Annotated in this window: 22 protein-coding genes and 1 pseudogene; 14 read left to right on the forward strand and 9 right to left on the reverse strand. The window is 67.8% G+C overall.

The annotated features are described in order from the left end of the window. Window positions 1–5: 5 nt before the first annotated feature. Entirely contained in the window at window positions 6–1,379 is a 1,374-nt protein-coding gene (locus tag LXE91_RS21690; RefSeq protein WP_039366440.1) for an efflux transporter outer membrane subunit, read from the forward strand. Window positions 1,380–1,421: 42 nt separating this feature from the next. Here the strand turns inward: LXE91_RS21690 and LXE91_RS21695 are convergent, their stop codons facing one another. Next, window positions 1,422–2,960 (reverse strand): MFS transporter, encoded by a 1,539-nt coding sequence (locus LXE91_RS21695; RefSeq protein ID WP_039366438.1) that lies wholly within the window; start codon window positions 2,958–2,960, stop codon window positions 1,422–1,424. A gap of 171 nt (window positions 2,961–3,131) precedes the next feature. On the opposite strand from LXE91_RS21695, the gene LXE91_RS21700 reads away from it, so the two are divergent. Further along, window positions 3,132–4,052 carry a LysR family transcriptional regulator gene (locus LXE91_RS21700; protein ID WP_039366435.1) on the forward strand — a complete coding sequence of 307 codons (921 nt, stop codon included), beginning with the start codon at window positions 3,132–3,134 and terminating at the stop codon, window positions 4,050–4,052. A 40-nt stretch (window positions 4,053–4,092) separates the two neighbouring features. On the opposite strand, the gene LXE91_RS21705 is transcribed toward LXE91_RS21700, so the two are convergent. The 6 genes from LXE91_RS21705 to LXE91_RS21730 all read right to left on the reverse strand — a co-directional run bounded on the left by LXE91_RS21705 (window position 4,093) and on the right by LXE91_RS21730 (window position 11,608). Further along, window positions 4,093–5,232 (reverse strand): enoyl-CoA hydratase/isomerase family protein, encoded by a 1,140-nt coding sequence (locus tag LXE91_RS21705; RefSeq protein ID WP_039366432.1) that lies wholly within the window; start codon window positions 5,230–5,232, stop codon window positions 4,093–4,095. Continuing rightward, window positions 5,229–6,020, reverse strand: coding sequence for an enoyl-CoA hydratase (locus LXE91_RS21710; RefSeq protein ID WP_039366429.1), 792 nt, complete (start codon window positions 6,018–6,020; stop codon window positions 5,229–5,231). The genes LXE91_RS21705 and LXE91_RS21710 overlap by 4 nt, the downstream gene beginning before the upstream one ends. Further along, a complete protein-coding gene (mmsB, locus tag LXE91_RS21715; protein WP_039366427.1) occupies window positions 6,020–6,919 on the reverse strand; it encodes a 3-hydroxyisobutyrate dehydrogenase in 900 nt (299 codons plus the stop codon). Before mmsB ends, LXE91_RS21710 begins: the two co-directional genes overlap by 1 nt. Before the next feature lie 18 nt (window positions 6,920–6,937). Beyond that, window positions 6,938–8,452: a CoA-acylating methylmalonate-semialdehyde dehydrogenase gene (locus LXE91_RS21720; RefSeq protein ID WP_039366424.1), complete on the reverse strand. Its 1,515-nt coding sequence runs from the start codon at window positions 8,450–8,452 to the stop codon at window positions 6,938–6,940. A gap of 110 nt (window positions 8,453–8,562) precedes the next feature. After that, a complete protein-coding gene (locus tag LXE91_RS21725; protein WP_039366422.1) occupies window positions 8,563–10,269 on the reverse strand; it encodes an AMP-binding protein in 1,707 nt (568 codons plus the stop codon). A gap of 205 nt (window positions 10,270–10,474) precedes the next feature. Further along, entirely contained in the window at window positions 10,475–11,608 is a 1,134-nt protein-coding gene (locus LXE91_RS21730) for an acyl-CoA dehydrogenase family protein (RefSeq protein ID WP_023477775.1), read from the reverse strand. A 137-nt stretch (window positions 11,609–11,745) separates the two neighbouring features. Between LXE91_RS21730 and LXE91_RS21735 the strand changes: the two genes are divergently transcribed. The 5 genes and pseudogenes from LXE91_RS21735 (at window position 11,746) to LXE91_RS21755 (ending at window position 16,679) form a co-directional block, all read left to right on the forward strand. Continuing rightward, window positions 11,746–12,780 carry an AraC family transcriptional regulator gene (locus LXE91_RS21735; protein ID WP_039366419.1) on the forward strand — a complete coding sequence of 345 codons (1,035 nt, stop codon included), beginning with the start codon at window positions 11,746–11,748 and terminating at the stop codon, window positions 12,778–12,780. Between the two features lie 121 nt (window positions 12,781–12,901). Continuing rightward, a pseudogene (locus LXE91_RS21740) lies at window positions 12,902–14,471 on the forward strand (NfeD family protein). After that, on the forward strand, window positions 14,468–15,241 hold the full coding sequence (locus tag LXE91_RS21745) for a slipin family protein (RefSeq protein WP_039366413.1): 774 nt from the start codon (window positions 14,468–14,470) through the stop codon (window positions 15,239–15,241). The pseudogene LXE91_RS21740 and the gene LXE91_RS21745 overlap by 4 nt, the downstream one beginning before the upstream one ends. 156 nt (window positions 15,242–15,397) lie before the next feature. After that, window positions 15,398–16,339 carry an Abi family protein gene (locus LXE91_RS21750; protein ID WP_052760197.1) on the forward strand — a complete coding sequence of 314 codons (942 nt, stop codon included), beginning with the start codon at window positions 15,398–15,400 and terminating at the stop codon, window positions 16,337–16,339. Window positions 16,340–16,448: 109 nt separating this feature from the next. After that, on the forward strand, window positions 16,449–16,679 hold the full coding sequence (locus tag LXE91_RS21755) for a hypothetical protein (RefSeq protein ID WP_135370705.1): 231 nt from the start codon (window positions 16,449–16,451) through the stop codon (window positions 16,677–16,679). Window positions 16,680–16,759: 80 nt separating this feature from the next. Here the strand turns inward: LXE91_RS21755 and LXE91_RS21760 are convergent, their stop codons facing one another. After that, window positions 16,760–18,037: an HAD family hydrolase gene (locus LXE91_RS21760; protein WP_039366410.1), complete on the reverse strand. Its 1,278-nt coding sequence runs from the start codon at window positions 18,035–18,037 to the stop codon at window positions 16,760–16,762. A 507-nt stretch (window positions 18,038–18,544) separates the two neighbouring features. Between LXE91_RS21760 and LXE91_RS21765 the strand changes: the two genes are divergently transcribed. The 6 genes from LXE91_RS21765 to LXE91_RS21790 all read left to right on the forward strand — a co-directional run bounded on the left by LXE91_RS21765 (window position 18,545) and on the right by LXE91_RS21790 (window position 23,909). Further along, the gene (locus tag LXE91_RS21765; protein WP_039366407.1) at window positions 18,545–19,444 is read left to right on the forward strand and encodes a M24 family metallopeptidase; all 900 of its coding nucleotides are present in this window, start codon (window positions 18,545–18,547) and stop codon (window positions 19,442–19,444) included. Between the two features lie 45 nt (window positions 19,445–19,489). Continuing rightward, window positions 19,490–21,277: an SDR family oxidoreductase gene (locus LXE91_RS21770; protein ID WP_039366404.1), complete on the forward strand. Its 1,788-nt coding sequence runs from the start codon at window positions 19,490–19,492 to the stop codon at window positions 21,275–21,277. A 30-nt stretch (window positions 21,278–21,307) separates the two neighbouring features. Next, the gene (locus tag LXE91_RS21775; RefSeq protein ID WP_039366400.1) at window positions 21,308–22,213 is read left to right on the forward strand and encodes a metal-dependent hydrolase; all 906 of its coding nucleotides are present in this window, start codon (window positions 21,308–21,310) and stop codon (window positions 22,211–22,213) included. Between the two features lie 78 nt (window positions 22,214–22,291). Then, the gene (locus LXE91_RS21780) at window positions 22,292–22,579 is read left to right on the forward strand and encodes a hypothetical protein (protein ID WP_039366397.1); all 288 of its coding nucleotides are present in this window, start codon (window positions 22,292–22,294) and stop codon (window positions 22,577–22,579) included. Between the two features lie 251 nt (window positions 22,580–22,830). After that, window positions 22,831–23,208 carry a DUF2917 domain-containing protein gene (locus tag LXE91_RS21785; RefSeq protein ID WP_039366394.1) on the forward strand — a complete coding sequence of 126 codons (378 nt, stop codon included), beginning with the start codon at window positions 22,831–22,833 and terminating at the stop codon, window positions 23,206–23,208. A gap of 326 nt (window positions 23,209–23,534) precedes the next feature. Beyond that, window positions 23,535–23,909: a DUF2917 domain-containing protein gene (locus LXE91_RS21790; protein WP_039366392.1), complete on the forward strand. Its 375-nt coding sequence runs from the start codon at window positions 23,535–23,537 to the stop codon at window positions 23,907–23,909. 160 nt (window positions 23,910–24,069) lie between these two features. On the opposite strand, the gene LXE91_RS21795 is transcribed toward LXE91_RS21790, so the two are convergent. Continuing rightward, window positions 24,070–24,348, reverse strand: coding sequence for a hypothetical protein (locus LXE91_RS21795; RefSeq protein ID WP_011354312.1), 279 nt, complete (start codon window positions 24,346–24,348; stop codon window positions 24,070–24,072). A 788-nt stretch (window positions 24,349–25,136) separates the two neighbouring features. Here LXE91_RS21795 and LXE91_RS21800 point away from each other — a divergent pair. Then, entirely contained in the window at window positions 25,137–26,438 is a 1,302-nt protein-coding gene (locus tag LXE91_RS21800) for an NCS2 family permease (RefSeq protein WP_039366387.1), read from the forward strand. The last annotated feature ends 219 nt before the right edge of the window (window positions 26,439–26,657 follow it).

Here is a 26,657-nt window from a genome sequence, read left to right on the forward strand (position 1 = left end):
CCGCCATGACGCATTCCTCACCGCTTCACCGCCTCGGCGCATTCGCGTGCGCGGCCGCGCTGCTCGCCGGCTGCGCCGGCGCGCGCCACGAACCGCTGCCCGCCGTCGCGATGCCCGCGAACTGGGAAGCACCGGTTTCCGCCGATGCACCGGCCACGACGCGCGACTGGTGGCGCAGCTTCGGCGATCCGCAACTCGATGCGCTGATCGACGACGCACTGCGTGCCAACAACGACCTCGCGATCGCGGCGATCCGCGTGTACCGCGCGCAGCTGCAGGCCGGGCTCGCGGATACGAACCTGACGCCCACCGTGTCACTGGGCGCGAACGGCACTGTGTCGCGCACGCTCGATACGCACCAGATGAGCCGGACGAGCGGCGTGACCGGTTCGCTCAGCTATGAAATCGACCTGTGGGGCCGCCTGGCCGCGCTGCGCGACGCCGCGCGCTGGGAAGCCGACGCGACGGCCGCCGATCTCGAAGCCGCAAGGCTGTCGCTGATCGGCACGACGGCGTCGCTGTACTGGCAGATCGGTTATCTGAACCGGCAGATCGCGCTCGGTGACGCGAACATCGCATATGCGGTCCGCACGCTCGCGGTCGTCCGGTCGCGGCATACGGCCGGCGCCGTGTCGGGGCTCGACCTTGCGCAGGCCGAACAGAGCCTCGCCGCGCAACGCGCCGCACAGACGCAACTGATCCAGCAGCGCACCGAGAATCGCCACGCGCTCGCGATCCTGTTCGACCGGCCGCCGCAGCAACTCGCAGCGGAACCGTCGGCGCTACCCGTCGCGGCGCCGCCGGAAGTCGCGGCCGGCCTGCCCGCGAGCCTGCTCGGCCGGCGCCCCGACCTGCGCGCGGCGGAATTCCGGCTGCGCGAGTCGCTCGCGCAAGTCGATGCGACGCGCACGAGCTTCTATCCGACCTTCACGCTGACCGGCCAGGCCGGCACGTCGAGCACGAGCCTCGAGCGCGTGCTGATGAATCCGGTCGGCACGCTCGGGCTCGGCCTCGCGCTGCCGTTCATCCAGTGGAACACGATGCAGTTGCAGATCAAGGTGTCGAAATCGCAGTACGAGGAAGCCGTGGTCGGGTTCCGCCAGAAGCTCTACACGGCGCTCGCGGAAGTCGAGAATGCGCTGTCGGCGCGCGTGCAGCTCGAACGCGAAGCCGAGCAGCGCGCGCTGTCGCTGGCCCAAGCGCAGCGCGCCGAACAGCTGGCCGCCGCGCGCTTCGCGGCCGGCGCGACCGCCGTGCAGCCGTGGCTCGACCAGCAGCAGCGGCTGCGCGACGCGCAAAGCGCGGACGAGCTGACGCGCCTGAACCGGCTCAACAACCAGATGACGCTGTACCGCGCGCTCGGCGGCGGGATGTCCTGACCGGCGCGTGCACCGCGCCGGCCGCGCCGATCACTCGCGGCGTCATTCACACACGGGCGCCCCACGCCGCGCCGGTGCGAACGCCACCGCGCTCGCCGTCGCGAGCAGTGCCACGCCCGCCGCGCCATACACCATCACCCAGCCGAACCCGTGCACGAGCGCCGCGTGCAGCGCCGCGCCGGTCGGGTCGGCCTGCGCGAGCGCCGGTGCGATCTCGTGCAGCCCGTCGGTCCGGCCGGACGCAATCTCCTGCGCGAGCCGGCGCAGCGCAGCGTCGCCGATCGTGCCCGCGACACCGGCCTTCAGGTTCGCGACGATCCCCGCGACCAGCACGAAGCCCATCGCCGCGATGTTCAGCGCGAGCGAGATCATCCGCGCGCTCATGTCGATGCCCGACGCCATCCCGGCCCGCGAACTCGGCACCGCGCCCGTCGTCGTGTTGGTCACGGGCGTGTTCGTGAGCCCGAGCCCGATGCCGGCGATCACGCAGCCGGGCAGCATCGTGATCCAGCTTGCATGGTCGGCCGCGCTGCCGATCCGCATCAACGCGAACCCCGCGGCGATCGTGAACAGGCCGCCCGGGATCACGACACCCGGCCCGTAGCGCAGCGCGAGTCGTTCGCCGAACGGCGGCGCGACCAGCGTCGGCAACGTGTACGCGAGCAACGCGAGGCCGGCCGTCACGCTGTCGTAGCCGAGCGCGACCTGGAACCAGATCGGCAGGTAGATCATGAACGGCCAGAAGCTGAAGTTCATCCCCATCGAACCGAAGATCGCGCCGGTGAACGCGCGAATCCGGAACACCGAGAAATCGAACATCGGCCGCGCACTGGCGCGTTCCGCGATGAAGAAGCCGGCCAGCGCCAGCACGGTCGCGCCGAGCACGCCGAGGCCGGCCGCGCTGGTCAGCCCGAGCGCCGCGCTTTGCGTGATATAGAACGCCAGGCCGAGCACCGCGAGCGACAGCGTGACGATGCCCGCGACGTCGAGCCTGCCCGCGTGCGGATCGCGCGACTCCTGCACCGCGCCGCCGATCAGCACGAGCGCAATGGCCGCGAGCGGCGCATGGACGAGGAACACCCACGGCCAGCTCGCCAGCGCGACGATCGCGCCGCCGACGATCGGCCCGAACCCGAGGCCGATGCCGAACACGATCCCCCAGATCCCGAACGCGCGCCCACGCTCGCGGCCCTCGCGGAACTGATGCGACAGCACCGCAATCTGGCAGATCAGCATCGCGCCGCCGCTGGCGCCCTGCAGCAGCCGGCCCGCGACGAGCACCGGCACGTTCGGCGCGAGCCCGCACAGCAGTGACGTCAAACCGAACAGCACGGTGCCGATCACGTACACGCGCTTGCGGCCGAACCGGTCGGCGAGCGTGCCGGCTGCCATCAGCACGGTCGTGCACGCGATCGTGTACGCATTCATGATCCACTGCATGCCGTTGAAATCGCCATGCAGCACGTGTTCGAGCGTCGGCAGGATCACCGGCACGCTCGAGATTTCGAGGCCGAACATCAGCGACGTGAGACAGACGGCCGCGAGTGCGACCGCATTCCTGCGGGAGTCGGATTGCGTCATGCGTATTGCGCCGCGGCCCGGCAACGGGCCGCGCGCCTCCAGGTGAGAAAGATTCGCCGCGTGCGGCCAGTCACGCACGCAGGACGGGAATCGGTACTATAGTGAGAATTCTCATCCCCATTGACGCACGCATTTCTCCAGACTGGGGAACTGCAGGACTCAATTTCCCCCATGACCGACAGACTTGACGGCGTGACGACCTTCGTCCAGGTAGTGGAATCGGGCAGCTTCGCGCTCGCCGCGGAACGGCTGGACATGACGCGCTCGGCGGTCGGCAAGGCCGTCGCACGGCTCGAGAAGCGACTCGGCGCGCGGCTGCTGCAGCGCACGACACGCAGCCAGAGCCTGACCGACGACGGCCAGGCGTACTACGACCGCTGCGTGCGCGCGCTCGCGGAACTGGAAGCGGCGGAAGCCGACCTCGACTGCGGCCGCAACGAGCCGCGCGGCAAGCTGCGCCTGAGCGTGCCGCTCGCGTTCGGGCACCACTGCGTGACGCCCATCGTGCTCGATCTCGCGCGCACGTATCCGCATTTGCGGATCGACGTGTCGATCACCGACCGTTTCGTCGATCTCGTCGAGGAAGGCATCGACCTCGCAGTGCGGATCGGCACGCTCGCGGACAGCACGAGCCTCGCGGTGCGGCGGCTCGGCACGCAATACGGCAGCCTCGGCGCGGCGCCGTCGTATCTCGCCCGCTACGGGATGCCGAAGACGCTCGACGACCTGAAAGGCCACCGGACGATCGCGTATTCACGCTCGGGCGTGATTCAACCGTGGGACTTGCGCGCGCTGGACGGCTCGACGGTGCGGGTCGACATGCCGCACCAGCTCAGTTTCGACGACGTGCAGGCGATCGCGGCGGCCGGTGCGTCGGGGTTCGGAATTGCGTGGGTGCCGAGCTGGCTGCTCGACCAGTACGTGAAGCGCGGCGAGATGGTGGTCGTGCTGGATCGCTGCTTCGTCTGCGAAGGCGACATCCACGCGATCTGGCCGAAGACGCGCTACCTGCCGCGCAAGACGCGCTGTGTGATCGACGCGCTCGCGCAGGCGGTGCCGCCGATGATCGAGCGCGCGGACGCAGCGCGCTGAAACGGGTTGAAGCCGACGCGCCGTGCGGCGCGTCGGGGTATCACGCCGCGCCGAGATCGGCCAGCGGATGCGCGAACAGCTTCCACGGCGACGTGAGGAAATGCCGCACGCGTTCGGCGCGCAGCTCGACGAGCGACGCGGGCGCCCAGCGCGGCTTGCGATCCTTGTCGACGAGATGCGCACGCACGCCCTCGCAGAAGTCGCCTTCCTCGATCGCCCGCGCGACGATGCCGAGCTCCATCCGGAACGATTCGGCCAGCGTCATCTGGCGGCCACGCAGCAGCGCTTCGCGCGTCACGCACAGCATCGTCGGCGAATGGCCGGTGAGCGCATCGAGCGTCGCCTGCAGCCATTGACGGTGCTCGCGCGACAGCTCCTCGCGCGCAAGATCCTGCGTCAGCGTCGCGACGATCCGCTCGACGGTCGAGCGCTTGTCGAAGTGACGCACGATCCACGGCATCTGGCTGTCGAGCGCCGCATGCGGCACGACGTTGCACGGCGGCTCGAACACCTTGCGCAACAACGGCAGCGCATCGCCTTCCCACTTGACGCTTTCGATCCGCGTCTCGAATGTGTCGAGCCAGGCGGACGGCACGCAGAGATCCGCGAGCTTCGCCGTGAGCGCATCGGCGCCCGACAGCATCGCGCCGGTCAGCCCGACGTACAGCTCGAGTTCGGCCGGCATGCGCGACAGGAAATGCGTCGCGCCGACGTCGGGCACGAGGCCGATGCGCGTCTCCGGCATCGCGATCTTGCTGCGCTCGGTCGCGACACGCAGCGCCGCGCCCTGCGCGAGGCCCATGCCGCCGCCCATCGTCACGCCGTCCATCAGCGCGACCACCGGCTTCGGGAACGTATGGATCGCGTAGTCGAGCCGGTATTCGTCGACGAAGAACGGCAGCCAGGTCTCGCGCTGCGCGACCATCCTGTACAGCGCGCGCACGTCGCCGCCCGCGCAGAAGCCCTTCTCGCCGGCGCCGCGCAGCACGACCGCGACGATCTGGTCGTCGTCACGGCAGCGCTCGAGGAGCGCGGCCAGCTCGCCGATCATCGGATACGACAGCGCATTGAGCGCGGCCGGCCGGTTCAGCGTGATCAGCGCCACGCGGTTCACCACGCGGAACAGCACCTCCGGTGCATGCTCCGCGAACGCGTCGTGATTCGTCACCGGCGTACTCATCGTTGCGGCTCTCCATCGTTGTGCCACTGCGGTGCGCGCTTGCCGAGGAACGCGGCAACGCCTTCGCGCGGATCGTTCGTCTCGAACAGGTCGACGAAGCGTTCGCGCTCGACCGCGAGCGCCGCGCTGCGCGGCACGCCTCGCCGCGCGAGGCCGATCAGCTCCTTGCTGTACGCAACCGCATGCGGGCTCTGCCGCGCGACGTTGCGCGCGAGCGCGAGCGCCGCATCGCGCGACGCGCCCGACTCCACGACGTCCTCGACGAGGCCGATCCTGAGCGCCGTGGCCGCATCGACACGCGCGCCGGTCAGGATGATCTTCTTCGCCCAGCCTTCTCCGACGAGCCAGGGCAGCGTCTGCGTGCCGAGGCCGCACGGCAGCAGGCCGACCGACGGCTCGGGCAGCGCCATCTGCGCATGCGTCTCCGCGATCCGCAGGTCGCACGCGAGCGCGCATTCGAGCCCGCCGCCCATCGCATAGCCGTTGATCGCCGCGATCGTCACGACGCGCGCGTCGTGCAGCGCCTCGAACGCCGCGCCGAAGCGCGACGCCATCGCACGCGCGATAGCGCGATCGCCTTCGGCGAACGTGTTGAGGTCGGCACCCGCGCTGAAGAACTTCGGGCCGTCGCCGGTGATCACCAGCGCGCGCACGCGCGGGTTCGCATTCAGTTCGGCGACGGTTTCCTGCAGTTGCCGCAGCCCGTCGGCGGTAAAAGCGTTCGCAGGCGGACGCTTGAGCGTCGCGCACGCGATCGCGCCGTCGTCGACGTAGTCCAGTTCGATCATCACGCGTCCTTCTTCATGGCCGGTTGGTACAGGCGGATCACCGCCGAGAAATCGAGCTGGCCGTCGCCGCGGCTGCTCATCGTCTGGTACAGCTGCTGCGCGAGCGCGCCGAGATAGACGGGCTGGCGTGCCTGCTTCGCGGCATCGTTCGCGAGGCCGAGATCCTTCAGCATCAGGTCGGTGCCGAAGCCGCCCGAGTAGCCGCGCGACGACGGCGCGGTGTCGATCACGCCCGGATACGGGTTGTAGGTGTCCGAGCTCCAGCAGCGGCCCGTCGACGTGTTGACGATGCCGGCCAGCACCTTCGGATCGATGCCGAGCGCGACGCCGAGCGACATCGCCTCCGACACCGCCGCCATCGAGATGCCGAGCACGAGGTTGTTGCAGACCTTTGCGACCTGCCCCATCCCCGTCGCACCGCAGTGGACGATGTTCTTGCCCATGCCCGCGAGCACCGGCTTCACGCGCTCGAAATCCGCATCGCTGCCGCCGACCATGAAGGTCAGCGTACCGGCCGCCGCACCGCCGGTGCCGCCCGACACCGGCGCATCGACGAACGCGCCGCCGTGCTCGCGCACCAGCGCGCCGAACGCCTGCGCGCTCGCCGGGTCGATCGTGCTCGAATCGATCACGGTCGCGCCCGCGCCGAGGCCGGCGAGCACGCCGTTCTCGCCGGTGAGCACCGAGCGCACGTGCGGTGCGGCCGGCAGCATCGTGATGACGAACGTCGCGCCCGAGGCCGCATCGCGCGGCGACGCGGCCACCTGCGCGCCGGCATCCTGCAGTGCGCGCAATGCATCGGCGCTCAGGTCGAACGCGTGCACTTCATGGCCGGCTTTCAGCAGGTTCAGCGCCATCGGCGCGCCCATGTGGCCGAGGCCGATAAATCCGATTTTCATGTTGGGTTCCTCCGCCGCTCAGTGCAGCCGGATCGTGGTGTTCACCGGGCCGGCCGTCGTGTCGTCGTCGAACCAGCGCGCGGTGACCGTCTTGGTCTGCGTGTAGAACTGCACGACCTGCTTGCCGTACGGGCCGAGATCGCCGAGCTTCGAGCCGCGCGAACCCGTGAAGCTGAAGAACGGCACCGGCACCGGAATCGGGATGTTGATGCCGACCTGGCCGACGTCGATCTCGCTCTGGAACTTGCGCGCGGCCGCGCCGCTCTGCGTGAACAGGCCGACGCCATTGCCGAACGGGTTCGCGTTGACGAGCGCGATCGCGTCGTCGAGCGTGTCGGCTTCCATCACGACCAGCACGGGGCCGAAGATTTCATGCGTGTAGACCGACATGTTCGTCTTCACGCCCGAGAAGATCGTCGGGCCGACGAAATTGCCCTGCTCGTAGCCGGCCACCTTCACGTCGCGGCCGTCGAGTTCGAGCTTCGCGCCTTCCTTCACGCCCGCGTCGATCAGCGACAGGATGCGTTCCTTCGCGGCCTTCGACACGACCGGCCCGACGTCCGTGCCGGCTTCCGCGCCCGCATTGACCTTCAGCGCCTTCGCCTTCGCGACGATGTCCGGCAGCCAGTCGCGCGCGTTGCCGACGAGCACCGCGACCGACGTCGCCATGCAGCGCTGGCCGGCCGCGCCGAAGCCCGCGCCGACGAGCGCGTTGATCGCCTGCTCGCGGTTCGCATCGGGCAGCACGACCGCGTGGTTCTTCGCGCCCATCATCGACTGCACGCGCTTGCCGTGCGCGCTGCCGAGGTTGTACACGTGCGTGCCGACCGCCGTCGAACCGACGAACGAGATGGCCTTCACGAGCGGATGGGTGCAGATCGCGTCGACCACTTCCTTGCCGCCATGCACGACGTTCAGTACCCCTTTCGGTACGCCGGCCTCGATCGCGAGCTCGACGAGCTGCATCGTCGACAGCGGATCCTGTTCCGACGGCTTCAGCACGAACGTATTGCCGCAGACGATCGCCATCGGGAACATCCATAGCGGAATCATCGCGGGGAAGTTGAACGGCGTGATGCCCGCGCACACGCCGAGCGGCTGGCGCAGCGTGTAGGTATCCACCCCGCCCGCGACGTTCTCCGCGAATTCGCCGAGCTGCAGCGAACCGATCGAGCACGCATGCTCGACCACTTCGAGGCCGCGGAAAATGTCACCTTCGGCATCGGGAATCGTCTTGCCCTGCTCGGCCGTCAGCGTCTTCGCGATGCGCTGCTGGTTCGTGCGCACGAGATCCTGGAACTTCAGCATGATGCGCATGCGCGCGGCGATCGGCGTGTTCTTCCACGTCGCGAAGGCGGTGTGCGCGGCCTGCACGGCTGCGTCGACTTCCGCGACGGTCGCGAACGGCACGCGTGCGAGCACCTGCTGCGTCGCCGGGTTGACGATGTCGCGCCACTCGTTCGTGGCGGACTCGACGAAGGCGCCGTCGATCAGCAGCTTGACCGTCGGCACGTCTTTCGAATTCGCGTTCATCGATCTTTTCTCCTGGCAGAGGGCCGCGAAGCGCGATATCGCCGCGCGGCCGGTTCAATTCGGCTGCGGGCGGCGGCCGCGAGTGGCGGCGCGCGCGGCCCGCGGTCACGTCACTTCAATTCGGCGGCGAAATCTTCTTCCCAGAATTCGCCGGGCATCCGTTCACTTGCATCGTCGCCACGCTCGATCTCGCGGCGGCGCAATTCGACGCGGCGGATCTTCCCCGAGATCGTCTTCGGCAGCTCCGCGAACTGCAGGCGGCGAATGCGCTTGTACGGCGCGAGCTTCTCGCGCGAGAAACGGAAGATTTCCAGCGCGAGTGCGGGGCTTTCCTCGTAACCCTGGCGCAGCGTGATGAAGGTCTTCGGCACCGACAGCCGCACGGGGTCGGGGCTCGGCACGACGGCTGCCTCGGCGATGGCCGGATGCTCGATCAGCACGCTTTCGAGTTCGAACGGGCTCAGCCGGTAGTCGGACGACTTGAACACGTCGTCCGCGCGGCCGATGTACACGTAGTAACCGTCGTCGCGGCGCATCGCGATGTCCGACGTGCGGTAGTGGCCGTCGCGCATCGCGTAGGCCGTCGCGTCGGGGTTGTTCGCATAGCCTTTCATCAGCCCGACCGGGCGCGTGACGCCGGCGCCGATCGGCAGCGCGACCTCGCCTTCGGTCACGGGCGCGCCGTCGGGGTCGAGCAGCGCAATGCGGTAGCCGGGCAGCGGCCGCCCCATCGAACCCGCGACGACCGGCTGGCCCGGCGAGTTGCCGATCAGGCAGGTCGTTTCGGTCTGGCCGTAGCCGTCGCGGATCGCGATGCCCCACGCCTTCTTCACGCGCTCGATGATCTCCGGATTCAGCGGCTCGCCCGCGCCGACGATCTCGCGCAGCTTCACGTCGAACGACGCGAGCGGCTGCTGCACGAGCATGCGCCACACGGTCGGCGGCGCGCACAGCGTCGTCACCTGGTATTTGACGAGCGCATCGAGCACCACCTTCGGCTCGAAGCGCGCGTAGTTGAACGCGAACACGCATGCCTGCGCATTCCACGGCGCGAAGAAACAGCTCCACGCGTGCTTCGCCCAGCCCGGCGAGCTGATGTTCCAGTGGATGTCGCCCGGTTGCAGGCCGACCCAGTACATCGTCGACAGATGGCCGACCGGATAGGTGCGGTGCGTGTGCTCGACGAGCTTCGGCTTCGACGTCGTGCCCGACGTGAAGTACAGCAGCATCGGATCGTTCGCGTGCGTGATGGCGTCCGGCTCGAATACGGCGCTCGCCGCATAGCCGTCGTTCATCGCGAGCCAGCCCGCGCGCGGCGCGCCGGCGACGATCTTCCGCGCGAGGCCGAGATCCGGCTGCTCGAACTTGGCGGTTTCGTTCTCGTCGACGATCGCGTATTTCGCGCCGCCGATCTGCACGCGGTCACGTACGTCGTCGGGCGACAGTTGCGTGGTGGCAGGCAGCACGATCGCGCCGAGCTTCATCGCGGCGAGCATCGCGTCCCACAGTTCGACACGGTTCGGCAGCATCAGCAGGATCCGGTCGCCGCGCCCGACGCCGATCGAGCGCAGCCAGTTCGCGATCCGCGACGAACGCTCGGACATCTGCGCGAACGAATACGGATCGCCCGTACCGGTCGCCGCATCGACGATCCATAGCGCGGGCTGGTCGTTGCCGCGCGCCATCGGGTCGAAGTAGTCGAGCGCCCAGTTGAATGCGTCGAGCACCGGCCACTCGAACTCGCGGTACGCGGTGTCGTAGTCGGTGCGGTGGCGCAGCAGAAAGTCGCGTGCGTTCAGGAATGCCTGTACCGTCATCATTGTCTCCTGTCGACGAGAGTTAGCGCTTTAGCGCTTACTCTCGTCCCATGCCCTGGCAAGTCTCCATGCGTCGAACCGGGCATGTGCTGCAGCGCATGCCCGGTTGCCTCTGTTGCGGCGCACGGTCACGTCGTTGCATGCCGCGTTCGCCGCGCTGCCCTCGTGCCCTGCGTGATGTCGTCGCCGGGGCAATCGTCGCGGCTCAAAGCTGCCGCGCGATCACCATCCGCTGCACTTCGCTGGTGCCTTCGTAAATCTGCGTGATGCGCGCGTCGCGATAGTGACGCTCGACTTCGTAATCGACCAGGTAGCCGTAGCCGCCGTGGATCTGGATCGCGTCCGAGCACACGCGCTCGGCCATCTCCGATGCGAACAGCTTTGCCTGCGACGCTTCCGACAGGCACGGCAGCCCGGCCGTGCGCAGCTTCGCCGCGTGATGCACGAGCAGGCGCGCGGCGTTGATCTGCACGGCCATGTCGGCGAGCTTCTGCTGGATCGCCTGGTGCTCGGCGATCGGCTTGCCGAACTGCACGCGCTCGCCCGCATAGCGGCGCGCCTTGTCGAATGCGGCGCGCGCGATGCCGAGCGCCTGCGCGGCGATGCCGATGCGGCCGCCTTCGAGGTTCGACAGCGCGATCTTCAGCCCTTCACCGCGATTGCCGAGCAGGTTTTCTTCCGGAATCGCGCAGTTCTCGAACGTGATCGGGCACGTATCCGACGCGCGGATGCCCATCTTCTTCTCGGGTTTGCCGACGATGAAGCCCGGCGTGTCGGTCGGCACCAGGAACGCGGAAATGCCGCGCTTGCCGGCTTCCGGGTCGGTCATGGCAAAAACGATCGCAACGCCGGCGCGCTGGCCGTTGGTCACGAACTGCTTCGCGCCGTTCAGCACCCATTTGCCGTCGCGCAGTTCCGCACGCGTGCGCAGGTTGTTCGCCTCGGAGCCGGCGTGCGGCTCGGTCAGGCAGAACGCGCCGATCACGCGGCCCGCGGCCATGTCGGCCAGCCAGCGATCCTTCTGCGCCGGCGTGCCGAAACCGAGGATCGGCCCGCAGCCGACCGAGTTGTGCACGCTCATCATCGTCGCGCACGCGGCGTCGCCGGCGGCGACCTCTTCCATCGCCAGCGCGTAGGCCACGTAGTCCGTATACGAGCCGCCCAGTTCCTGCGGCACGATCATCCCGAGCAGGCCGAGTTCGCCCAGCTGCGCGACGATCGCGTCGGGCAGGTGCGCATCGTGGTCCCACTGCGCCGCGTTCGGCGCCAGCATCTCGGTGGCGAACGCGCGCGCGGCGTCGCGGATCATCCGCTGGTCTTCGGTGTAAAGCTCGTCCATGGTGCTGCTGTCTCCCGCGGCCGCCGGGCGCGACCGTCCTTGCGTTTCGATGCAACAAGTGTAGGCAAGCAGGCGCGACTGTTCGATGCTCGCGTCGCTCATTTACACTGAGCGTTTTTGCCACACCGGCGGCACGGATGAAGCAGGAAGACAAGGGAACCGTCGCGATCAGCCTCGTCGCTTACAGCGTCGCGCTGGCCACGCGGCGCGGCGTCGCGGCCGAACCGTTGCTCGCGCAGGCCGGCATCGCGCCCGCGCTGCTCGGGCAGCCGCGCGCACGGGTGTCCGCGCAACAATACGGCGCGCTGTGGAACGCGATCGCGCGCACGCTCGACGACGAGTTTTTCGGGCAGGATCGCCACCCGATGCGCAGCGGCAGCTTCATCGCGATGAGCCAGTCGGCGCTGTCCGCGCGCGACGGGCTGCACGCGATGGCGCGCGCGGTGAATTTCATGCACTGCGTGCTCGACGACCTGCATGCGGAACTCGACGCGAATCCGCAGCGCGTGCGGCTGCGCTTCGTGCACCGCAACAACGGTGCGACGCCCGCGATGTTCACGTACGCGACCTATTTCATCATCGTCTACGGGCTCACCTGCTGGCTGATCGGGCGGCGCATCCCGCTGCTGCATGCGAGCTTCCGCTGCGACACACCGCCCGCCGACCACGAATATCCGTCGATGTTCTGTGACGACATGCGCTTCAACGAGCCGGATTCGTATGTCGATTTCGATCCCGAATTCGCGACGCTGCCGGTCGTGCAGAACGCGAAGACGCTGAAGACGTTCCTGCGCAACGCGCCAGCGAGCTTCATCGTCAAGTACCGCAACCCGAACGCGCTCGCGCAGCGCGTGCGGGCGGTGCTGCGCGGAATGCCGCCGGCGGCCTGGCCGGGTGCCGGCGGGATGGCCGCGCGGCTGCACGTGGCCGAGGCCACGCTGCGCCGCAAGCTGCACCAGGAAGGCCAGGCCTACCAGTCGATCAAGGACACGCTGCGGCGCGATCTTGCGTTCGAGGCGCTGGCCGACCCCGCGCGCACGATCGCCGATGTTGCTGCGGCGACCGGTTTCGCGGAGCCCAGCGCGTTCTACCGCGCGTTCCGCAAATGGAGCGGGCGCAGCCCGGCCGACTATCGCGACGAAGTGCTCGCGCGCGGCGGCGGCGCGGTCTGAATCCGGCCGGCACGGCCGCGGTTTCGCGCTTTCCGCAGAAACCGCCTAATCTTTAAGCATCGGGCCCACGCCCTTTCCGCGAGCCGGACGGCGCGCGGCCGCGCGCCGCCTGGACGCCCCGATGCTCTTTCACCGTCATGAGCCGCCGCCGGCGCCTGCCGCGCCCGACGGCCGCCCCGTCATCCGCTCTCCGCGCGGGTCGCGCGCGCCGCGCTGTTCGCGGCGCTGCTCGTCGTGTGCGCCGCGGTCGCCGCGCCGCCGCCCGCCGACGCACCCGCCGCGCGGCCGGTCATCGTGATCCCCGTCAACGGCGCGATCGGCCCGGCCAGCGCCGACTTCATCGTGCGCTCGCTCGATCGCGCCGCCCGCGAGCACGCGCCGCTCGCGATCCTGCAACTCGATACGCCCGGCGGTCTCGACACGTCGATGCGGCAAATCATCAAGGCGATCCTCGGCTCGCCGGTGCCGGTCGCCGCGTTCGTCGCGCCGGGGGCGCGCGGGCCGCGAGCGCGGGCACCTACATCGTCTATGCGAGCCACTTCGCGGCGATGGCGCCCGGCACCAATCTCGGCGCGGCGTCGCCCGTGCAGTTCGGCATCGGCGGCGCGGCGCCGCCGGGCGGGAACCCCGCGGCACCGCACGCGCCGGCCGGCACCTCGGGCGCGTCAGGGGCGTCCGATGCGGCTACGGCGGCCGCCCTGCCGACCGATACCCAATCGACCGAGATCCGCAAGGCGATGCAGGACGCCTCCGCGTATATCCGCGGCCTCGCGCAGTTGCGCGGGCGCAATGCCGAATGGGCCGAGCGCGCGGTACGCGAGGCCGTGAGCCTGTCGGCGAACGAGGCGCGTGCGCAGCACGTGGTCGACCTGATCGCGCAGGATCCCGCCGACCTCGCTCGCCAGCTCGACGGCCACACGGTGACGACCACCGCCGGCACGGTGCGGCTCGCGACCGCGCATGCGCCGCTCGTCGTGGTCGAGCCCGACTGGCGCAGCCGTTTCCTGGCGATCATTGCCGACCCGAACGTCGCGCTGATCCTGCTGACGATCGGCATCTACGGCCTCTTTTTCGAATTCGCGAACCCCGGTTTCGTGCTGCCGGGCGTCGCCGGCACGATCTGCCTGCTCGTCGGGCTGTTCGCGATGCAGTTGCTGCCGATCAGCTATGCGGGCCTCGGCCTCGTGCTGCTCGGTCTCGGCTGCCTGGTCGCCGAGGCGTTCCTGCCGACCTTCGGCGTGCTCGGCTTCGGCGGGATCGTGTCGTTCACGATCGGCGCGCTGATGCTGATCGACACCGAAGTGCCCGGCTACGGAATCCCGTGGCCCGTGATCGCGAGCCTCGCGCTCGGCGGCGGGCTGCTGGTCGCGGGTGTATCGGGCGTCGCGCTGCGCGCGCGCCGCCGCCCGGTCGTGACGGGCGCCGAGGCGATGGTCGGCAGCATCGGCGAAGTGCTCGACGACGGGCTGCAGGCCGACCAGCCGCATGGCGCGGCCGGCACTGCGCCGTCCGCCGCCGGCTGGGCACGCGTGCGCGGCGAGCGCTGGCGCGTGGCAAGCAGCGCGCCGCTTGCCGCCGGTTGCCGCGTGCGCGTCACCGGCCGCCACGGGCTGCTGCTCACGGTCGCCCCGCTCTACGACGTGCCGGGGCAGGAACCACATCGAGAACAACACCAGGGAGAACCTTCATGATCGGTTTCACGTTCGGCTTCAGCAGCATCCTGATCGTCTTCGTCGTGGTGCTCGTCGCGTCGTCGATCCGCATCTTCCGCGAGTACGAGCGCGGTGTCGTGTTCATGCTCGGCCGGTTCTGGAAAGTGAAGGGGCCGGGACTCGTGCTGATCATCCCGATCGTCCAGCAGGTCGTGCGGATCGACCTGCGCACCGTCGTGTTCGACGTGCCCGCGCAGGACGTGATCACGCGCGACAACGTGTCGGTGAAGGTCAATGCGGTCGTGTATTTCCGCGTGGTCGACCCGGAGAAGGCCGTGATCCAGGTGGCGCGCTTCTTCGAGGCGACGAGCCAGCTCGCGCAGACGACGCTGCGCGCGGTGCTCGGCAAGCACGAACTCGACGCGCTGCTCGCCGAGCGCGAGCAGTTGAACGCCGACATCCAGAAAACGCTCGACGCGCAGACGGATGCATGGGGGATCAAGGTGTCGACGGTCGAGATCAAGCACGTCGACCTGAACGAGACGATGATCCGCGCGATCGCGCGGCAGGCCGAGGCCGAGCGCGAGCGGCGCGCGAAGGTGATTCATGCGGAAGGCGAATTGCAGGCGTCGGAGAAACTGCTGCAGGCCGCGCAACGGCTCGCGCTGCAGCCGCAGGCGATGCAGCTGCGCTACCTGCAGACGCTGACGACGATCGCCGCGGACAAGAACTCGACGATCGTGTTTCCGCTGCCGGTCGATCTGCTGGGGGCGTTGCTGGAGCGGTTGGGGGGGAAGCGGGAGGGGTAAGGCAGGCATTCGGATACGCCAGGGCCCGCCGGGCGAGGGACTACAGGCGCGATAGCGACCGGCGCAACCTCATCGGCCAAATGGTATGGAAGATGGCAGGCCACGCTCCGTTGGCGTATACAACGAGATCCGCATGCATGGCAGTACGGATCGACGATGGGCAAGACTCGAACAAGGAAGACAGTATCGGCGACGCCGACCAGGGCTTACGGCAAGGTGGCCCTCAGTGCCGAGGAAACACTGCATCGACTGTGGCATCGCGGCCTGCGCATCGACGACCGTCCCGCGAATCTGCGAATGCTTCGGTCGATCGGCCACTTCCGGCTGCTGGTCTACATGCGACGGTTTCAGAACCCCGCCACCAAGCGGTTCTGGCCTCGAACCCGATTCTCCGACATCGTTGAACTCTACGCATTCGATCGACGTCTGCGCTCGGTCACGATGGACGCGGTCGAGCGCATCGAAGTTGCATTGCGCGCTGCGCTGAGCAATCCCCTCGCCGTCGACTACGGCAGCCACTGGTATGTCGAGCGGGACCGTTTCGTCGACCTGCGCCACTACGCGCGCGTCCTGGATCAAATTGCACGGGAATGCGAAACGCGGAAAGGCTCGGCACTGACTCACTACTACCGAACCTACGCCAGTCCCGACCTGCCGCCAATCTGGCTGGTCTGCGAGCGGTTGAGCCTCGGCGCGTTGTCCCGCATCTTCAGTGCACTCTCGACTCGCGACCGCAAGGTCGCCGGGCGCCACGTGTGGCCGGACATCCCTGATACGGTGCTCACCAGCTGGCTGCAATCGCTCACCGACTTACGCAATGCATGTGCACATCACGCGAGGCTCTGGGGAATGAAGCTGACGGTATCGCCTCCCGCCAAGCCGGCCGGGCGAAATCTTGTCCGTTATGCCCCGGAAATGACCCGGCCGGAGACGTTCTACGCCCGTGCGACGATGATGAAGGCCCTGCTCGACCCGCTCGGTCATGGCGGCGAATGGCGCGACACCTTGCGAGCGACGTTGACGGGGTGTGAGCACGTGGACCCGGCGACGCATCTCGGCTTCACGCCCGATTGGCATTCGACGCCGGCGTGGCAGTGAATTCAGGGCGGAGGCAACGAGCTGCGCCGTTTTCGGCACGAGGCCTTTTGACAACCCGTCGATACTTCGCTAGCATCGTCGATGAAAACGCTGGGGACGCCTCTCGACGATGCGCAACACGCCAGACGGCAAAAGGACGCGCAAGCGTCCTTTTTTATTACCGGGCCTCGTTCCTGTTCCATCCATCCCCGGATTCAGCGCCCCGCCCACCCGCGATCAACCGTCCGTGCACGCCGCGCCGATCCCTGCCTCTCATGCGGAAGGCGAACTGCCGTTTCCGCTGCCGGTCGATCTGCTGGGGGCGTTGCTGGAGCGGTCGGGCTCGCCGCGCGAGCGCTGAGACGCCCGTTTCCGGCCCGCGCGGCGCGGCTGTCGATTCCGATAGGCGCCGGGCCGCAACGGCGCAGCGCCCGGCGCGCGTCAAGCCAGCAGCTTGCGCTCGGTCTTGCCGTACTTGATCGACTTCTCGTCCGGGATCATCAGGCCCGTGTGCTCGTCGCGGCCCTGCAGCAGGAAGCGCGCGTCCGACTTCCCGATCTGTTCGGCCGCGAGTTTGCTGTCCGCGCCGATCTCGCCCTTCTTCATCCGGTTGACGATCACACCGGCCGCGGTGTCCTTGAAGTCGCGCAGCATCCACGCGTCGCCGTCGCTGTCGCCGAACACCAGCAGCGGGCCATAACCCTTCTTCGACTCGAGGACGTTGCGGATGCCCACCGTCTTGCCGGGCCCCCAGTTGAAATGCCAGCCGGCCGGATACGTGCTCGTGTACTTGCCGTCCCGCATGTCGAGACGCAAGCCGATCACGTTCGCGGGCGGCACGCCGTAGCCATAGTTCGGATTGCCGGCGAACACACGCACGACGTCGTCGAGCGATGCCGTGCTGACGTACACGTCGATGCCGTTCGCCCGCAGCGTGTGCATCACCGCGCGGATTTCCTCATGAATGCGAATGCCGTGGAAATGCGTGTCGGCCACCACGCCTGCCTTGCCGGGCAGCGTCTTCGGGCTTTCGTAGCGGACCTTGCGCAGTGCGTCGCCGATGCCGTAGTTGTTCGACGCTTCCGCCATCGCCTGCAGCTCGGCGGTCGTCATGTTCTTGTAGAAATAGATGATCCACTTGTAACCGATCTCGAGCGGATGCGTATCGCAGATCGCGTCGTACATGAAGTACAGCTTCGCGCGGAAATCCTTGAACTGATCGGTCTCGCGAATCTCGTCGAGGCTCTTGTCGCCGCCGAATCCCTGGTAGTTCGCGTAGAGCCAGCGATAGTCGGATTCGATGTCCGCCGCGAGGTCTTCCATCGTCACCGGCTTGCCGTCCACCGTCGCATAGTCCTTCATGAAGGCGCCCTTCGGCACGTCCTTCCACATCACGTCGACGAATTCGGCCGGCGTCAGCTTGTACTGCAGATGGTTGATCTGGTACATCAGCAGCGCCTCTTCGCAGTCGTTCATGATGCACGTGTTGTCCCAGTCGAACACCGCGTACGGGCGGCGCTTTTCGTCGTAGCGCGCGCTCGCGACGCCGTGCTGGTCGAGCACCGCCTGCAGGCGCGCGGCGTTGAACGGCGACCAGCGGCCCGGGTCCAGCGCATCCGGCACGGCTGTGCTCTTCGCGCCGGCCGTGCCGGCCTTGAGCATCAGCGACGTCGCGGCGGTCGCCGCGGCAAGGGTATTCATGAAACGGCGGCGCTGCATGGTCTCTCTCCCTGGAAATGTCGAATCGGTTTCAGTCGCTATCCCGCACGGCTCACCGCGCACCGGCCGCTGATCGGCGCGGCGAAATCGGGACAGCTCCGAACCGGGGGCGAATGATGTGACGAAATTATTTCGGCAATTTGACAGCGTCACGTCGTGACGCGACGGGGAGTTGATCCGGCGCGACATGTCGGGCAGTCGCACGGCGGCCTCACGCGCGGCCCTCTGGGCCGGCGCCGGCAGACCGCTCGCGGCGATCCCCGGCCGGCATCCCCGATTCAGACGAGTGCGCTGAGGGCCCTTCGGCGCAACTTCCGGAAATCTAGAGTTTCCGCTCCATTTCGGCCCTTCATTAGGACAAATCCTCACCTCCGGGGGCTGGCGCGCCATGCCGAACCGTCTATGATCGTTACATTACTCAATGACACATTAAATGCTGACCGAATAATCCGCGACGGTGACGCCGGCGGGCGCTTTCCGGATCAGCCCCCCAAACGGAGACGCATCATGGCCGACCACCACCCGCTGCCGGAAATCCACCTCGACGAGTTGCCGCAATTCCGTGCGGTCCAGCAGCTGGCATACCGCTGCGTCGAAACCGTCGGCGCGATGCTCTACCCCGGCATCACCGAAAAGGAAGCGGCGCGCCTGCTGACCGAATGGCTGCAGGACAACGGCGTGCACGACTGGCTGCACAAGCCGTTCGCGTGGTTCGGCGACCGCACCGCATTCGAGGGCTTCTCGGGCCTCAAGCACATGGGCGGCTTCAATCTCGCGTTCTTCCCGAGCAACCGCCAGCTCGAGACCGACATGCCGGTGATCCTCGACGTCGCGCCGGTGCTCGACGGCATCGTCGCCGATGTCGGCTACGCGCACTGCCTCGGCCACAACCCGATCCTCGAACAGTTGCAGGACGACCTGATGGACCACCGCGACATGATCGTGCGGCTCGTGAAGGCGCGCCGGCCGATGGCCGAGGTCGCGCAGGAGGTCGACGCGCTGTGCCGCCGCCAGGGTGTCGAGCCGCGCCACAAGGCGTATCCGTTCAAGGTGCTCGCGCATCGCGTCGCGAAGATCCACAAGCTGTCGAAACCGCGCTTCGTCGCGCGCTTCGGGCTGAACGCGACGCGCAACCTGCTGCTCGACCAGGGCCGCGCGGCGAAACAGCAAGGCTGGTCGCCGCTGTGGTCGATCGACCGCCGCTCCGAGCACGCGCCAGTGCCGGGCCTGTGGGCCGTCGAGCCGCATCTCGGCTTCGCCGGCGTCGGCGCGAAATTCGAAGAGCTGCTCGTCATCACCGAAGACGACGCGTACTGGCTCGACGAGGACCTGCCGCACGTGCGCCGCTGGCAGCGCCGCCAGGCCGCGCGGAAGCAGGCCGTCGCGACCGTGCCGGCCGCCGCCTGACCCGAACGCGCCCTTCCTCCCGACTCCCTGAACGACGGACTCACGATGCAGCCTCTTTCCGACGAAGCGCCGCTGGCCCTGTTCGAATCGGTTCATAGCGAAACGGCGGTCGCCTCCGGCGACCTGACGCTCGCGGTCAAGACCTGGGGCGACCCGGCCCGCTCGCCGGTCGTGCTCGTGCACGGCTACCCCGACGACAGCAGCGTCTGGCAGCACGTCGCGCCGCTGCTCGCGCGCAAGCACTACGTGATCGCGTACGACGTGCGCGGCGCGGGCCTGTCCGGCGTGCCGAAGCGCACGGCCGACTACCACCTCGCGAAGCTGACCGACGACTTCGTCGCGGTCATCGACGCGCTCTGCCCCGGCCGCGCCGTGCACCTGATCGCGCACGACTGGGGCTCGATCCAGGGCTGGGAATTCGTCACCGATTCGCGCCTCGCCGGCCGGATCGCGTCGTACACGTCGTGCTCGGGGCCGTGCCTCGACCACGTCGGCTTCTGGCTGCGCGAACGCGTGCTGCGCCCGACACCCGGGTCGCTCGGCAAGCTCGGCGGCCAGCTCGTGCGGTCGTGGTACGTGTACCTGTTCCACCTGCCGTTCATCCCCGAGCTCGGCTGGCGGTTGTGGCTCGGCCGCGCGTGGCCGCGCCTGCTGCGCCGGCTCGAGAAAACGCCCGCCACGCCGCGCCCGACGCAGGCCGACGACGGCGCGCGCGGCGTGCGCCTCTATCGCGCGAACTTCATCCGCTGCCTGTTCGCGCCGCGCGAACGCTACGCGCATGCGCCGGTGCAGACCATCGTGCCGCTCGGCGACAAATACGTGAGCCCGGCGCTGTCCGAGAACCTGTCGCGCTGGGTGCCGCAGTACTACCGCCGTGAAGTCGCGGCCGGCCACTGGCTGCCGCTCGCCGATCCGACGCGCTTCGCGGAGCTCGCCGGGCAACTGATCGACGCGGTCGAATCGGGCAACGAACCGCCCGCGCTCGCGAATGCGCGCCGCCGCGCCACGAGCGGCCGCTTCAGCGGCAAGGTCGCGGTGGTGACGGGCGCGGGCAGCGGCATCGGCCGCTGCGCGGCGCTCGCGTTCGCCCGCGAAGGCGCGACGATCGTCGCGTGCGACATCGATCTCGCGAGCGCCGAACGCACCACGCTGCTGATCGGGCTCACCGGTGCGCAAGCGCACGCGAAGCGGGTCGACGTCGGGTCCGCCGACGAAATGGAAGCGCTCGCGACGTGGGTCGGCAGCGAACTCGGCGGCGCGGACGTCGTGATCAACAACGCGGGCATCGGCATGGCCGGCGGCATCCTCGACACGAGCACGCGGCACTGGGAGCGCATCCTGCACGTGAACCTGTGGGGTGTGATCCACGGCTCGCGGCTGTTCGCGCAGCAGATGGCCGCGCGCGGCACCGGCGGGCACATCGTCAACACCGCCTCGGCCGCCGCGTTCGGGCCGTCGCGCGACCTGCCCGCGTATGCGACGACGAAGGCCGCCGTGCTGATGCTCAGCGAATGCATGCGCGCGGAACTCGCGGAAAAAGGCATTGGCGTGACGGCCGTATGCCCCGGCTTCGCGGAAACGGGAATCATGGCGTCGACGCAATACGCGGGCGCCAACGCACAGGACGAAGCGCGGCTGCGCAAGCGCGCGACGAAGCTGTACCAGATGCGCGGCCTGAAACCCGAAACCGTCGCGCAGGCGATGGTCGACGGCGTGCTGCGCAACCGCCCCGTCGTCGCGGTCGGCGGCGAGGCGCACGCGATGCGCTTCGTCGGCCGCTTCACGCCGTGGCTCGGCCGGATGATCGCCCGCGTCAGCATGGCATCGCATTGACGGCGCACGACGCCGCACAGGGAGACACAGATGACCGATACCGCCGACTATCACAAGATCAAGGCCCGGCACGTGAAGTTCGACTTCAGCGACACGCCGATTACCTGGGTGCCGAACGACCCGGGCAGCACGCACATCATCAACACGCTGAACCTGCTGTTCCCGGAAGGCGAGCTGTGGTTCTGCCGCGTGTACAACAAGGCGTTGCCGCTGATCACCGATGCGCGCCTGCGCGACGAGGCCGAAGGCTTCCTGCGCCAGGAAGCCGTGCATTCGCGTTCGCACGGCGGCGTGCTCAAGCACTACTACGACCGGCACGGGATCGACACGAAGCCGTTCACGCAGAAGCTCAATCGCCTCTTCACACGTGTGCTCGGCGAACAGCCGCTCGGGCTGAAGATCGGCCACACGCGTTTCTGGCTGCGCCAGCAGCTCGCGGTAATCGCGTCGCTCGAGCATTTCTTCGGCTATCTCGGCAACTGGGTGCTCAACGCGCACGGGCTCGACGAAGGAAAAGCCGACCCGACGATGGTCGATCTGCTGCGCTGGCACGGCGCCGAGGAAGTCGAGCACCGCACGGTCGCGTTCGACATCTACCGGCACCTGGGCGGCACCTATCCGGAACGCTGCGTGCACATGGCGTTCGTGATCCTGCTGCTGCTCCACTACATCACGACGGGCGCGAAGTTCATGTACCGGCGCGACCCGGCCGCCGGCCGCTACCCGGGTTTCATACTCGCGTGGTGGCAAGGCTCGCGGCGCGGGCACCTGCCGTCGTTCTGGAAGGTGATCGGCGCGGCGCTGCGCTATTTCAAGCCGGGCTATACGCCGCACCACGAAGGCTCGACCGAACAGGCGCTCGCCTATCTCGCCCGCTCGCCGGCCGCGCAGGCGGCCGCGCACGGCGGCAACTGGGGCACGACGAAGGGTGCCTGAACGGGTTTCCGGCCGGCTCGGCGGGCGGCGCCCGCCGAAATGCGTACAATCGCGGCTTCATTTCCCGGAGGTGCCGCGATGGCCATGAAGAAAACCGATCTCGAAAAGAACAAGGCGCTCAAGCTGACGCACGCGATGAAGCAGTCCAGCTCCGCGCGTTTCGGCAAGGGTGCCGACGACGCAGCCAAGCTCGACCGCCGCGCGCAGCGCAAGCTCGACCAGGAACAGGGCCTCGTGCCGTTCGCCTGCAAGCTCAACGCCGAACTCGTCGAACAGCTCAAGGCCCGCGCGGCCACGCACCCGGAAGGGATGACGGGCCTGCTGTCGGAACTGCTCGTGAACGGGCTCGCGCAACGCGACGCGTGATCGCCACGTATCTCGAAATTTCCGTTGACATGGCTGCGCCGCCACGACACACTCGTTCGCATGCCTATGCTCAAGCCCGCCGCCATCGCGCATAAAAACCGAGTGAACGCCCATGCGTGGCGATCACCGGAGGCGCTTGTGCGTTAGCATCGAGATTCAGTTGCGCATGTCACAAGGCCTCGCCGGAAACGGATGAGGCCTTTTTGTTTTGGTGCGCGTCATCCCGCCCGGCTCAACGGATGGAGATGACGATGGACCAAGCAAGCCGGCTGGTTGTCTGCCCCGATCGGTGTCGCACCGATACGATCGCATTGCCGCGGGTCGTGATGCAATTCACGGTCGCGCCGCGCAAGACGCTGACATGGTGCGCGAAAAACGACGCCGAGATCCGCGTGCACGACGCGATGCTGTGGGTCACGCGGCTCGGCAGCGTCGACGATTACTGGATACGAACCGGCGACGTGCTGCGCGTGCGGCGCGGCGATCGCATCTGGATGAGCACCGACGGCGACCGCCCGGCCGAAGCATCGATCACGACCGCCTACGCGATGAGTCGCGGCGCGTGGCTGGAGCGTGCGCTCGCGCGCATGCGCAGCTTGTTGCGCGAGCGATGTCGAAGTCGGCCATGACGAAAGTGCCGCTGCGCACTCGATACGGGTATGCGGCGGCGTCACGTCATGGCGGGCGAGCACGTCGACGCATCACCCTCGCCTATCCCGAAAATTATCGTTGACAACGTCGTTCCACGCAGACAAACTCGTTCGCATGCCTACGTACCCGCTCATCGCCGCCGCGATTCATCACTCGATGAACATTCGAAAGAATGGTTCACGGGAGGCGCGTGTGCGTTAGCAGTCGAGCAGTACCGCATGTCACACAAGGCCTCACCGGAAACGGATGAGGCCTTTTTGTTCTGGTGCGCGTCATTCGTCCGGCTCACTGAATGGAGAAGACGATGGACCAGGCAAGCCCGCTGTTTGACCGCCCCGATCGGTGCCGCGCCGGCACGATCGCATTACCGACTGTCGTGATCCGTTTCCCGGTCGCACCGCGTACGACGTTGACGTGGCGCGCGCCGCAGGACGCGGAACTCCGCGCGCATGGCGCGGCGCTGTGGGTCACGCGCCCACCGTGCGTCGACGACTACTGGGTGCAGCCCGGCGACGTGCTGCGCATCGCACGTGGCGAGCGCATCTGGCTCGGCACCGATGCCGACCGGTCGGCCGAAGCAACGCTCACGACTGCATACGTGCGTCGCGGCGAGCGCTTCAGGCGCATGCTCGCGCACGTGCAACGTTTGCTCTTCGGGGCAGGGAGAACGAGTGGATGAGTGACGCGCCGTCAGGCACGCGAGACGCGGAACGGCCGCGACCGAAAACGGACGCACCCGCGGCGTAACGTGCCGCGGGTGCGCATCGAATGACGCGGCACGCCGGTGCGTGCCGCGAGCGATCGCGCGCCGTGCGCAGCGACCGGATGCAGCAGGTGCATCAGGTGCTGGCGGCGAGACGCGGGCCCGTGCTTCGGGGAGTGGACTCGAGGTCGGGACGTTGCGCTGCCTGCGAGGTCACCCACGGATCGATACCCTGCTTCTGCACCTCTTCCAGGAATGACACACGTGTGCGCCAGTAATCCGCTTGTAATTTCGCGTCGATGACGCGCTGTTCGGCAGCGAACAGTTCCATGCGCGCCGTCACGAGCATCGACGCAGCGGTTTTTTCCGGCGTGGGGGCGTGTCGCATCGCCCAACGGCTGATCCAGTTCAACATGCTGACCTCCGTGATTACGGACGAACCCGCATCGGGCAATCGCAACCGGCCGTGCCTGCCCGAACGTGCAACGGCCTTGACCGCACTTCACCGCCAGGCCTGCACGGACTGCGACTCCCCCGCGTCGGCAATTTCCGGCCGGCGTGTGCATGCGCGGTGTATCTATCCTAGAAAGACTTGCCGGTTTACGCGATGGGGTCTTGCAATCTTTTACACAGAAACCACAGTCGCCCCCGCATCACGAAATGACAGTTGCGGGCGGGACGGCTTCGGCGCACGATAGCCCGATGTCTGCACCCGCCTGGACTGACGAATGGCCGCTGCACGCCGCTGCCGGGCATCCGCACCGGCCACGCACGTGCGTTCGCGCGCATGCGCTGCCTGCCCCGCGTTCGTGCAGCGTGCGGGCGCTCCGTTTCAGTCGGATGTCATCATCCCGTACCCACGCCGCGTGATACGCCGCGTGTGCCGTCCTGCACGCCGTTGCGCATGCATCGTTCGGTATCGTTCGCGCAACTCCTCCCGTTTCAGCCAATTGTTCCGGCTCGTTCCGCCCGAACCGGTAAAATGCGCGCCTTCGTCGCGCGGCCGGGCTGCCAGACCGTTCGCGCGCAGGCAGCCGATCGATCTTTCGATCGTGCCCTCCAACTATATCGTCCGAGCTATCCGCGCTATTACAATCCGCCGATAGCCGGGCAATAGTGGCTGGTTACAGTAAGCCGGCCGCGCTGCCTTTACAACAATTCGGCACAACAAGCAACACGACAACCGACCGGAGAAACGCCTTCATGGAATCCATCAAGCGGTATTTCGGCTTCGCTGAAGCCGGCACCGACTTCCGCACCGAAATACTCGCGGGCGTCACCACGTTCCTGACGATGGCCTACATCATCTTCGTCAACCCCGCGATCCTCGGCGACGCCGGCATGCCGAAGGAATCCGTGTTCGTCGCGACCTGCCTCGTCGCGGCGCTGGCGTCGCTCATCATGGGGCTGTACGCGAACTACCCGATCGCGTGCGCGCCCGGCATGGGCCTGAACGCGTATTTCGCGTACACGGTCGTCAAGGGGATGGGCTTCACGTGGCAGGCCGCGCTCGGCGCGGTGTTCATCTCCGGCTGCCTGTTCCTGCTCGTCACGCTGTTCCGCGTACGCGAGGCGATCGTCAACGGCATTCCGAAATCGCTGCGGATCTCGATCACCGCGGGCATCGGCCTGTTCCTCGGCATCATCTCGCTGAAGACGTCGGGCGTGATCGTCGGCAACCCGGCCACGCTCGTCACGCTGGGCGACCTGCACAAGCACGACACGATCCTCGCGATCGTCGGCTTCTTCACGATCGTCACGCTCGACCACCTGCGCGTGCGCGGTGCGATCCTGATCGGCATCATCGGCGTCACGGTCCTGTCGTTCTTCTTCGGTGACAACCAGTTCCACGGCGTGTTCTCCGCGCCGCCGTCGATCGACGCGACGCTGTTCAAGCTCGACATCCGCGCCGCGCTGTCGACCGGCATCATCAACGTGATCCTCGTGTTCTTCCTCGTCGAGCTGTTCGACGCGACGGGCACGCTGATGGGCGTCGCGAACCGCGCGGGCCTGCTCGTCGAAGGCAAGATGAACCGCCTGAACAAGGCACTGCTCGCCGACAGCACGGCGATCGTCGCGGGCTCGGTGCTCGGCACGTCGTCGACCACCGCGTATATCGAAAGCGCGTCCGGCGTGCAGGCCGGCGGCCGCACGGGCGTGACGGCCATCACCGTCGCGGTGCTGTTCCTCGCGTGCCTGTTCATCGCGCCGCTCGCCGGCGTCGTGCCGGCCTACGCGACGGCGCCGGCACTGCTGTACGTGTCGTGCCTGATGCTGCGCGAGATGGTCGAGGTGCCGTGGGACGACGCTACGGAAGCCGTGCCGGCCGCGCTGACCGCACTGCTGATGCCGTTCACGTACTCGATCGCGAACGGCGTGGCATTCGGCTTCATCGCTTACGGCGGCCTCAAGCTGCTGACGGGCCAGGGCCGCTCGGTCAAGCCGATCGTGTGGCTCATCGCAGCCGTGTTCCTGTTCCGCTTCTTCTACCTCGGCAGCGAGTGACGGCGGCGCTTCGGCGCGATACAGGAAGCACGATGAAAGAACGCCACCTTCGGGTGGCGTTTCCGTTTTTGCATGATTCTTCTGCGATCCTGACGAACCGGCACGCACGAACACACCGACGCTCGGGCCACCCGGTACGGCCCGCATACGAAAATGCCGCCCGGCCCCGCCGAACGGCATCGCATGAAGGCAACGTCTTCGCGTGCGCAGCGCTCAGCG

It is taken from the genome of Burkholderia contaminans (assembly GCF_029633825.1).
Lineage (GTDB): Bacteria > Pseudomonadota > Gammaproteobacteria > Burkholderiales > Burkholderiaceae > Burkholderia > Burkholderia contaminans.

Excerpts from the sequence above, each read along its gene's own strand:
- LXE91_RS21690 (WP_039366440.1), top strand. The coding sequence starts at position 6 with ATGACGCATTCCTCACCGCTTCACCGCCTCGGCGCATTCGCGTGCGCG.
- LXE91_RS21695 (WP_039366438.1), bottom strand. The coding sequence starts at position 2,960 with ATGACGCAATCCGACTCCCGCAGGAATGCGGTCGCACTCGCGGCCGTC.
- LXE91_RS21700 (WP_039366435.1), top strand. The coding sequence starts at position 3,132 with ATGACCGACAGACTTGACGGCGTGACGACCTTCGTCCAGGTAGTGGAA.
- LXE91_RS21705 (WP_039366432.1), bottom strand. The coding sequence starts at position 5,232 with ATGAGTACGCCGGTGACGAATCACGACGCGTTCGCGGAGCATGCACCG.
- LXE91_RS21710 (WP_039366429.1), bottom strand. The coding sequence starts at position 6,020 with ATGATCGAACTGGACTACGTCGACGACGGCGCGATCGCGTGCGCGACG.
- mmsB (WP_039366427.1), bottom strand. The coding sequence starts at position 6,919 with ATGAAAATCGGATTTATCGGCCTCGGCCACATGGGCGCGCCGATGGCG.
- LXE91_RS21720 (WP_039366424.1), bottom strand. The coding sequence starts at position 8,452 with ATGAACGCGAATTCGAAAGACGTGCCGACGGTCAAGCTGCTGATCGAC.
- LXE91_RS21725 (WP_039366422.1), bottom strand. The coding sequence starts at position 10,269 with ATGACGGTACAGGCATTCCTGAACGCACGCGACTTTCTGCTGCGCCAC.
- LXE91_RS21730 (WP_023477775.1), bottom strand. The coding sequence starts at position 11,608 with ATGGACGAGCTTTACACCGAAGACCAGCGGATGATCCGCGACGCCGCG.
- LXE91_RS21735 (WP_039366419.1), top strand. The coding sequence starts at position 11,746 with ATGAAGCAGGAAGACAAGGGAACCGTCGCGATCAGCCTCGTCGCTTAC.
- LXE91_RS21745 (WP_039366413.1), top strand. The coding sequence starts at position 14,468 with ATGATCGGTTTCACGTTCGGCTTCAGCAGCATCCTGATCGTCTTCGTC.
- LXE91_RS21750 (WP_052760197.1), top strand. The coding sequence starts at position 15,398 with ATGGGCAAGACTCGAACAAGGAAGACAGTATCGGCGACGCCGACCAGG.
- LXE91_RS21755 (WP_135370705.1), top strand. The coding sequence starts at position 16,449 with ATGCGCAACACGCCAGACGGCAAAAGGACGCGCAAGCGTCCTTTTTTA.
- LXE91_RS21760 (WP_039366410.1), bottom strand. The coding sequence starts at position 18,037 with ATGCAGCGCCGCCGTTTCATGAATACCCTTGCCGCGGCGACCGCCGCG.
- LXE91_RS21765 (WP_039366407.1), top strand. The coding sequence starts at position 18,545 with ATGGCCGACCACCACCCGCTGCCGGAAATCCACCTCGACGAGTTGCCG.
- LXE91_RS21770 (WP_039366404.1), top strand. The coding sequence starts at position 19,490 with ATGCAGCCTCTTTCCGACGAAGCGCCGCTGGCCCTGTTCGAATCGGTT.
- LXE91_RS21775 (WP_039366400.1), top strand. The coding sequence starts at position 21,308 with ATGACCGATACCGCCGACTATCACAAGATCAAGGCCCGGCACGTGAAG.
- LXE91_RS21780 (WP_039366397.1), top strand. The coding sequence starts at position 22,292 with ATGGCCATGAAGAAAACCGATCTCGAAAAGAACAAGGCGCTCAAGCTG.
- LXE91_RS21785 (WP_039366394.1), top strand. The coding sequence starts at position 22,831 with ATGGACCAAGCAAGCCGGCTGGTTGTCTGCCCCGATCGGTGTCGCACC.
- LXE91_RS21790 (WP_039366392.1), top strand. The coding sequence starts at position 23,535 with ATGGACCAGGCAAGCCCGCTGTTTGACCGCCCCGATCGGTGCCGCGCC.
- LXE91_RS21795 (WP_011354312.1), bottom strand. The coding sequence starts at position 24,348 with ATGTTGAACTGGATCAGCCGTTGGGCGATGCGACACGCCCCCACGCCG.
- LXE91_RS21800 (WP_039366387.1), top strand. The coding sequence starts at position 25,137 with ATGGAATCCATCAAGCGGTATTTCGGCTTCGCTGAAGCCGGCACCGAC.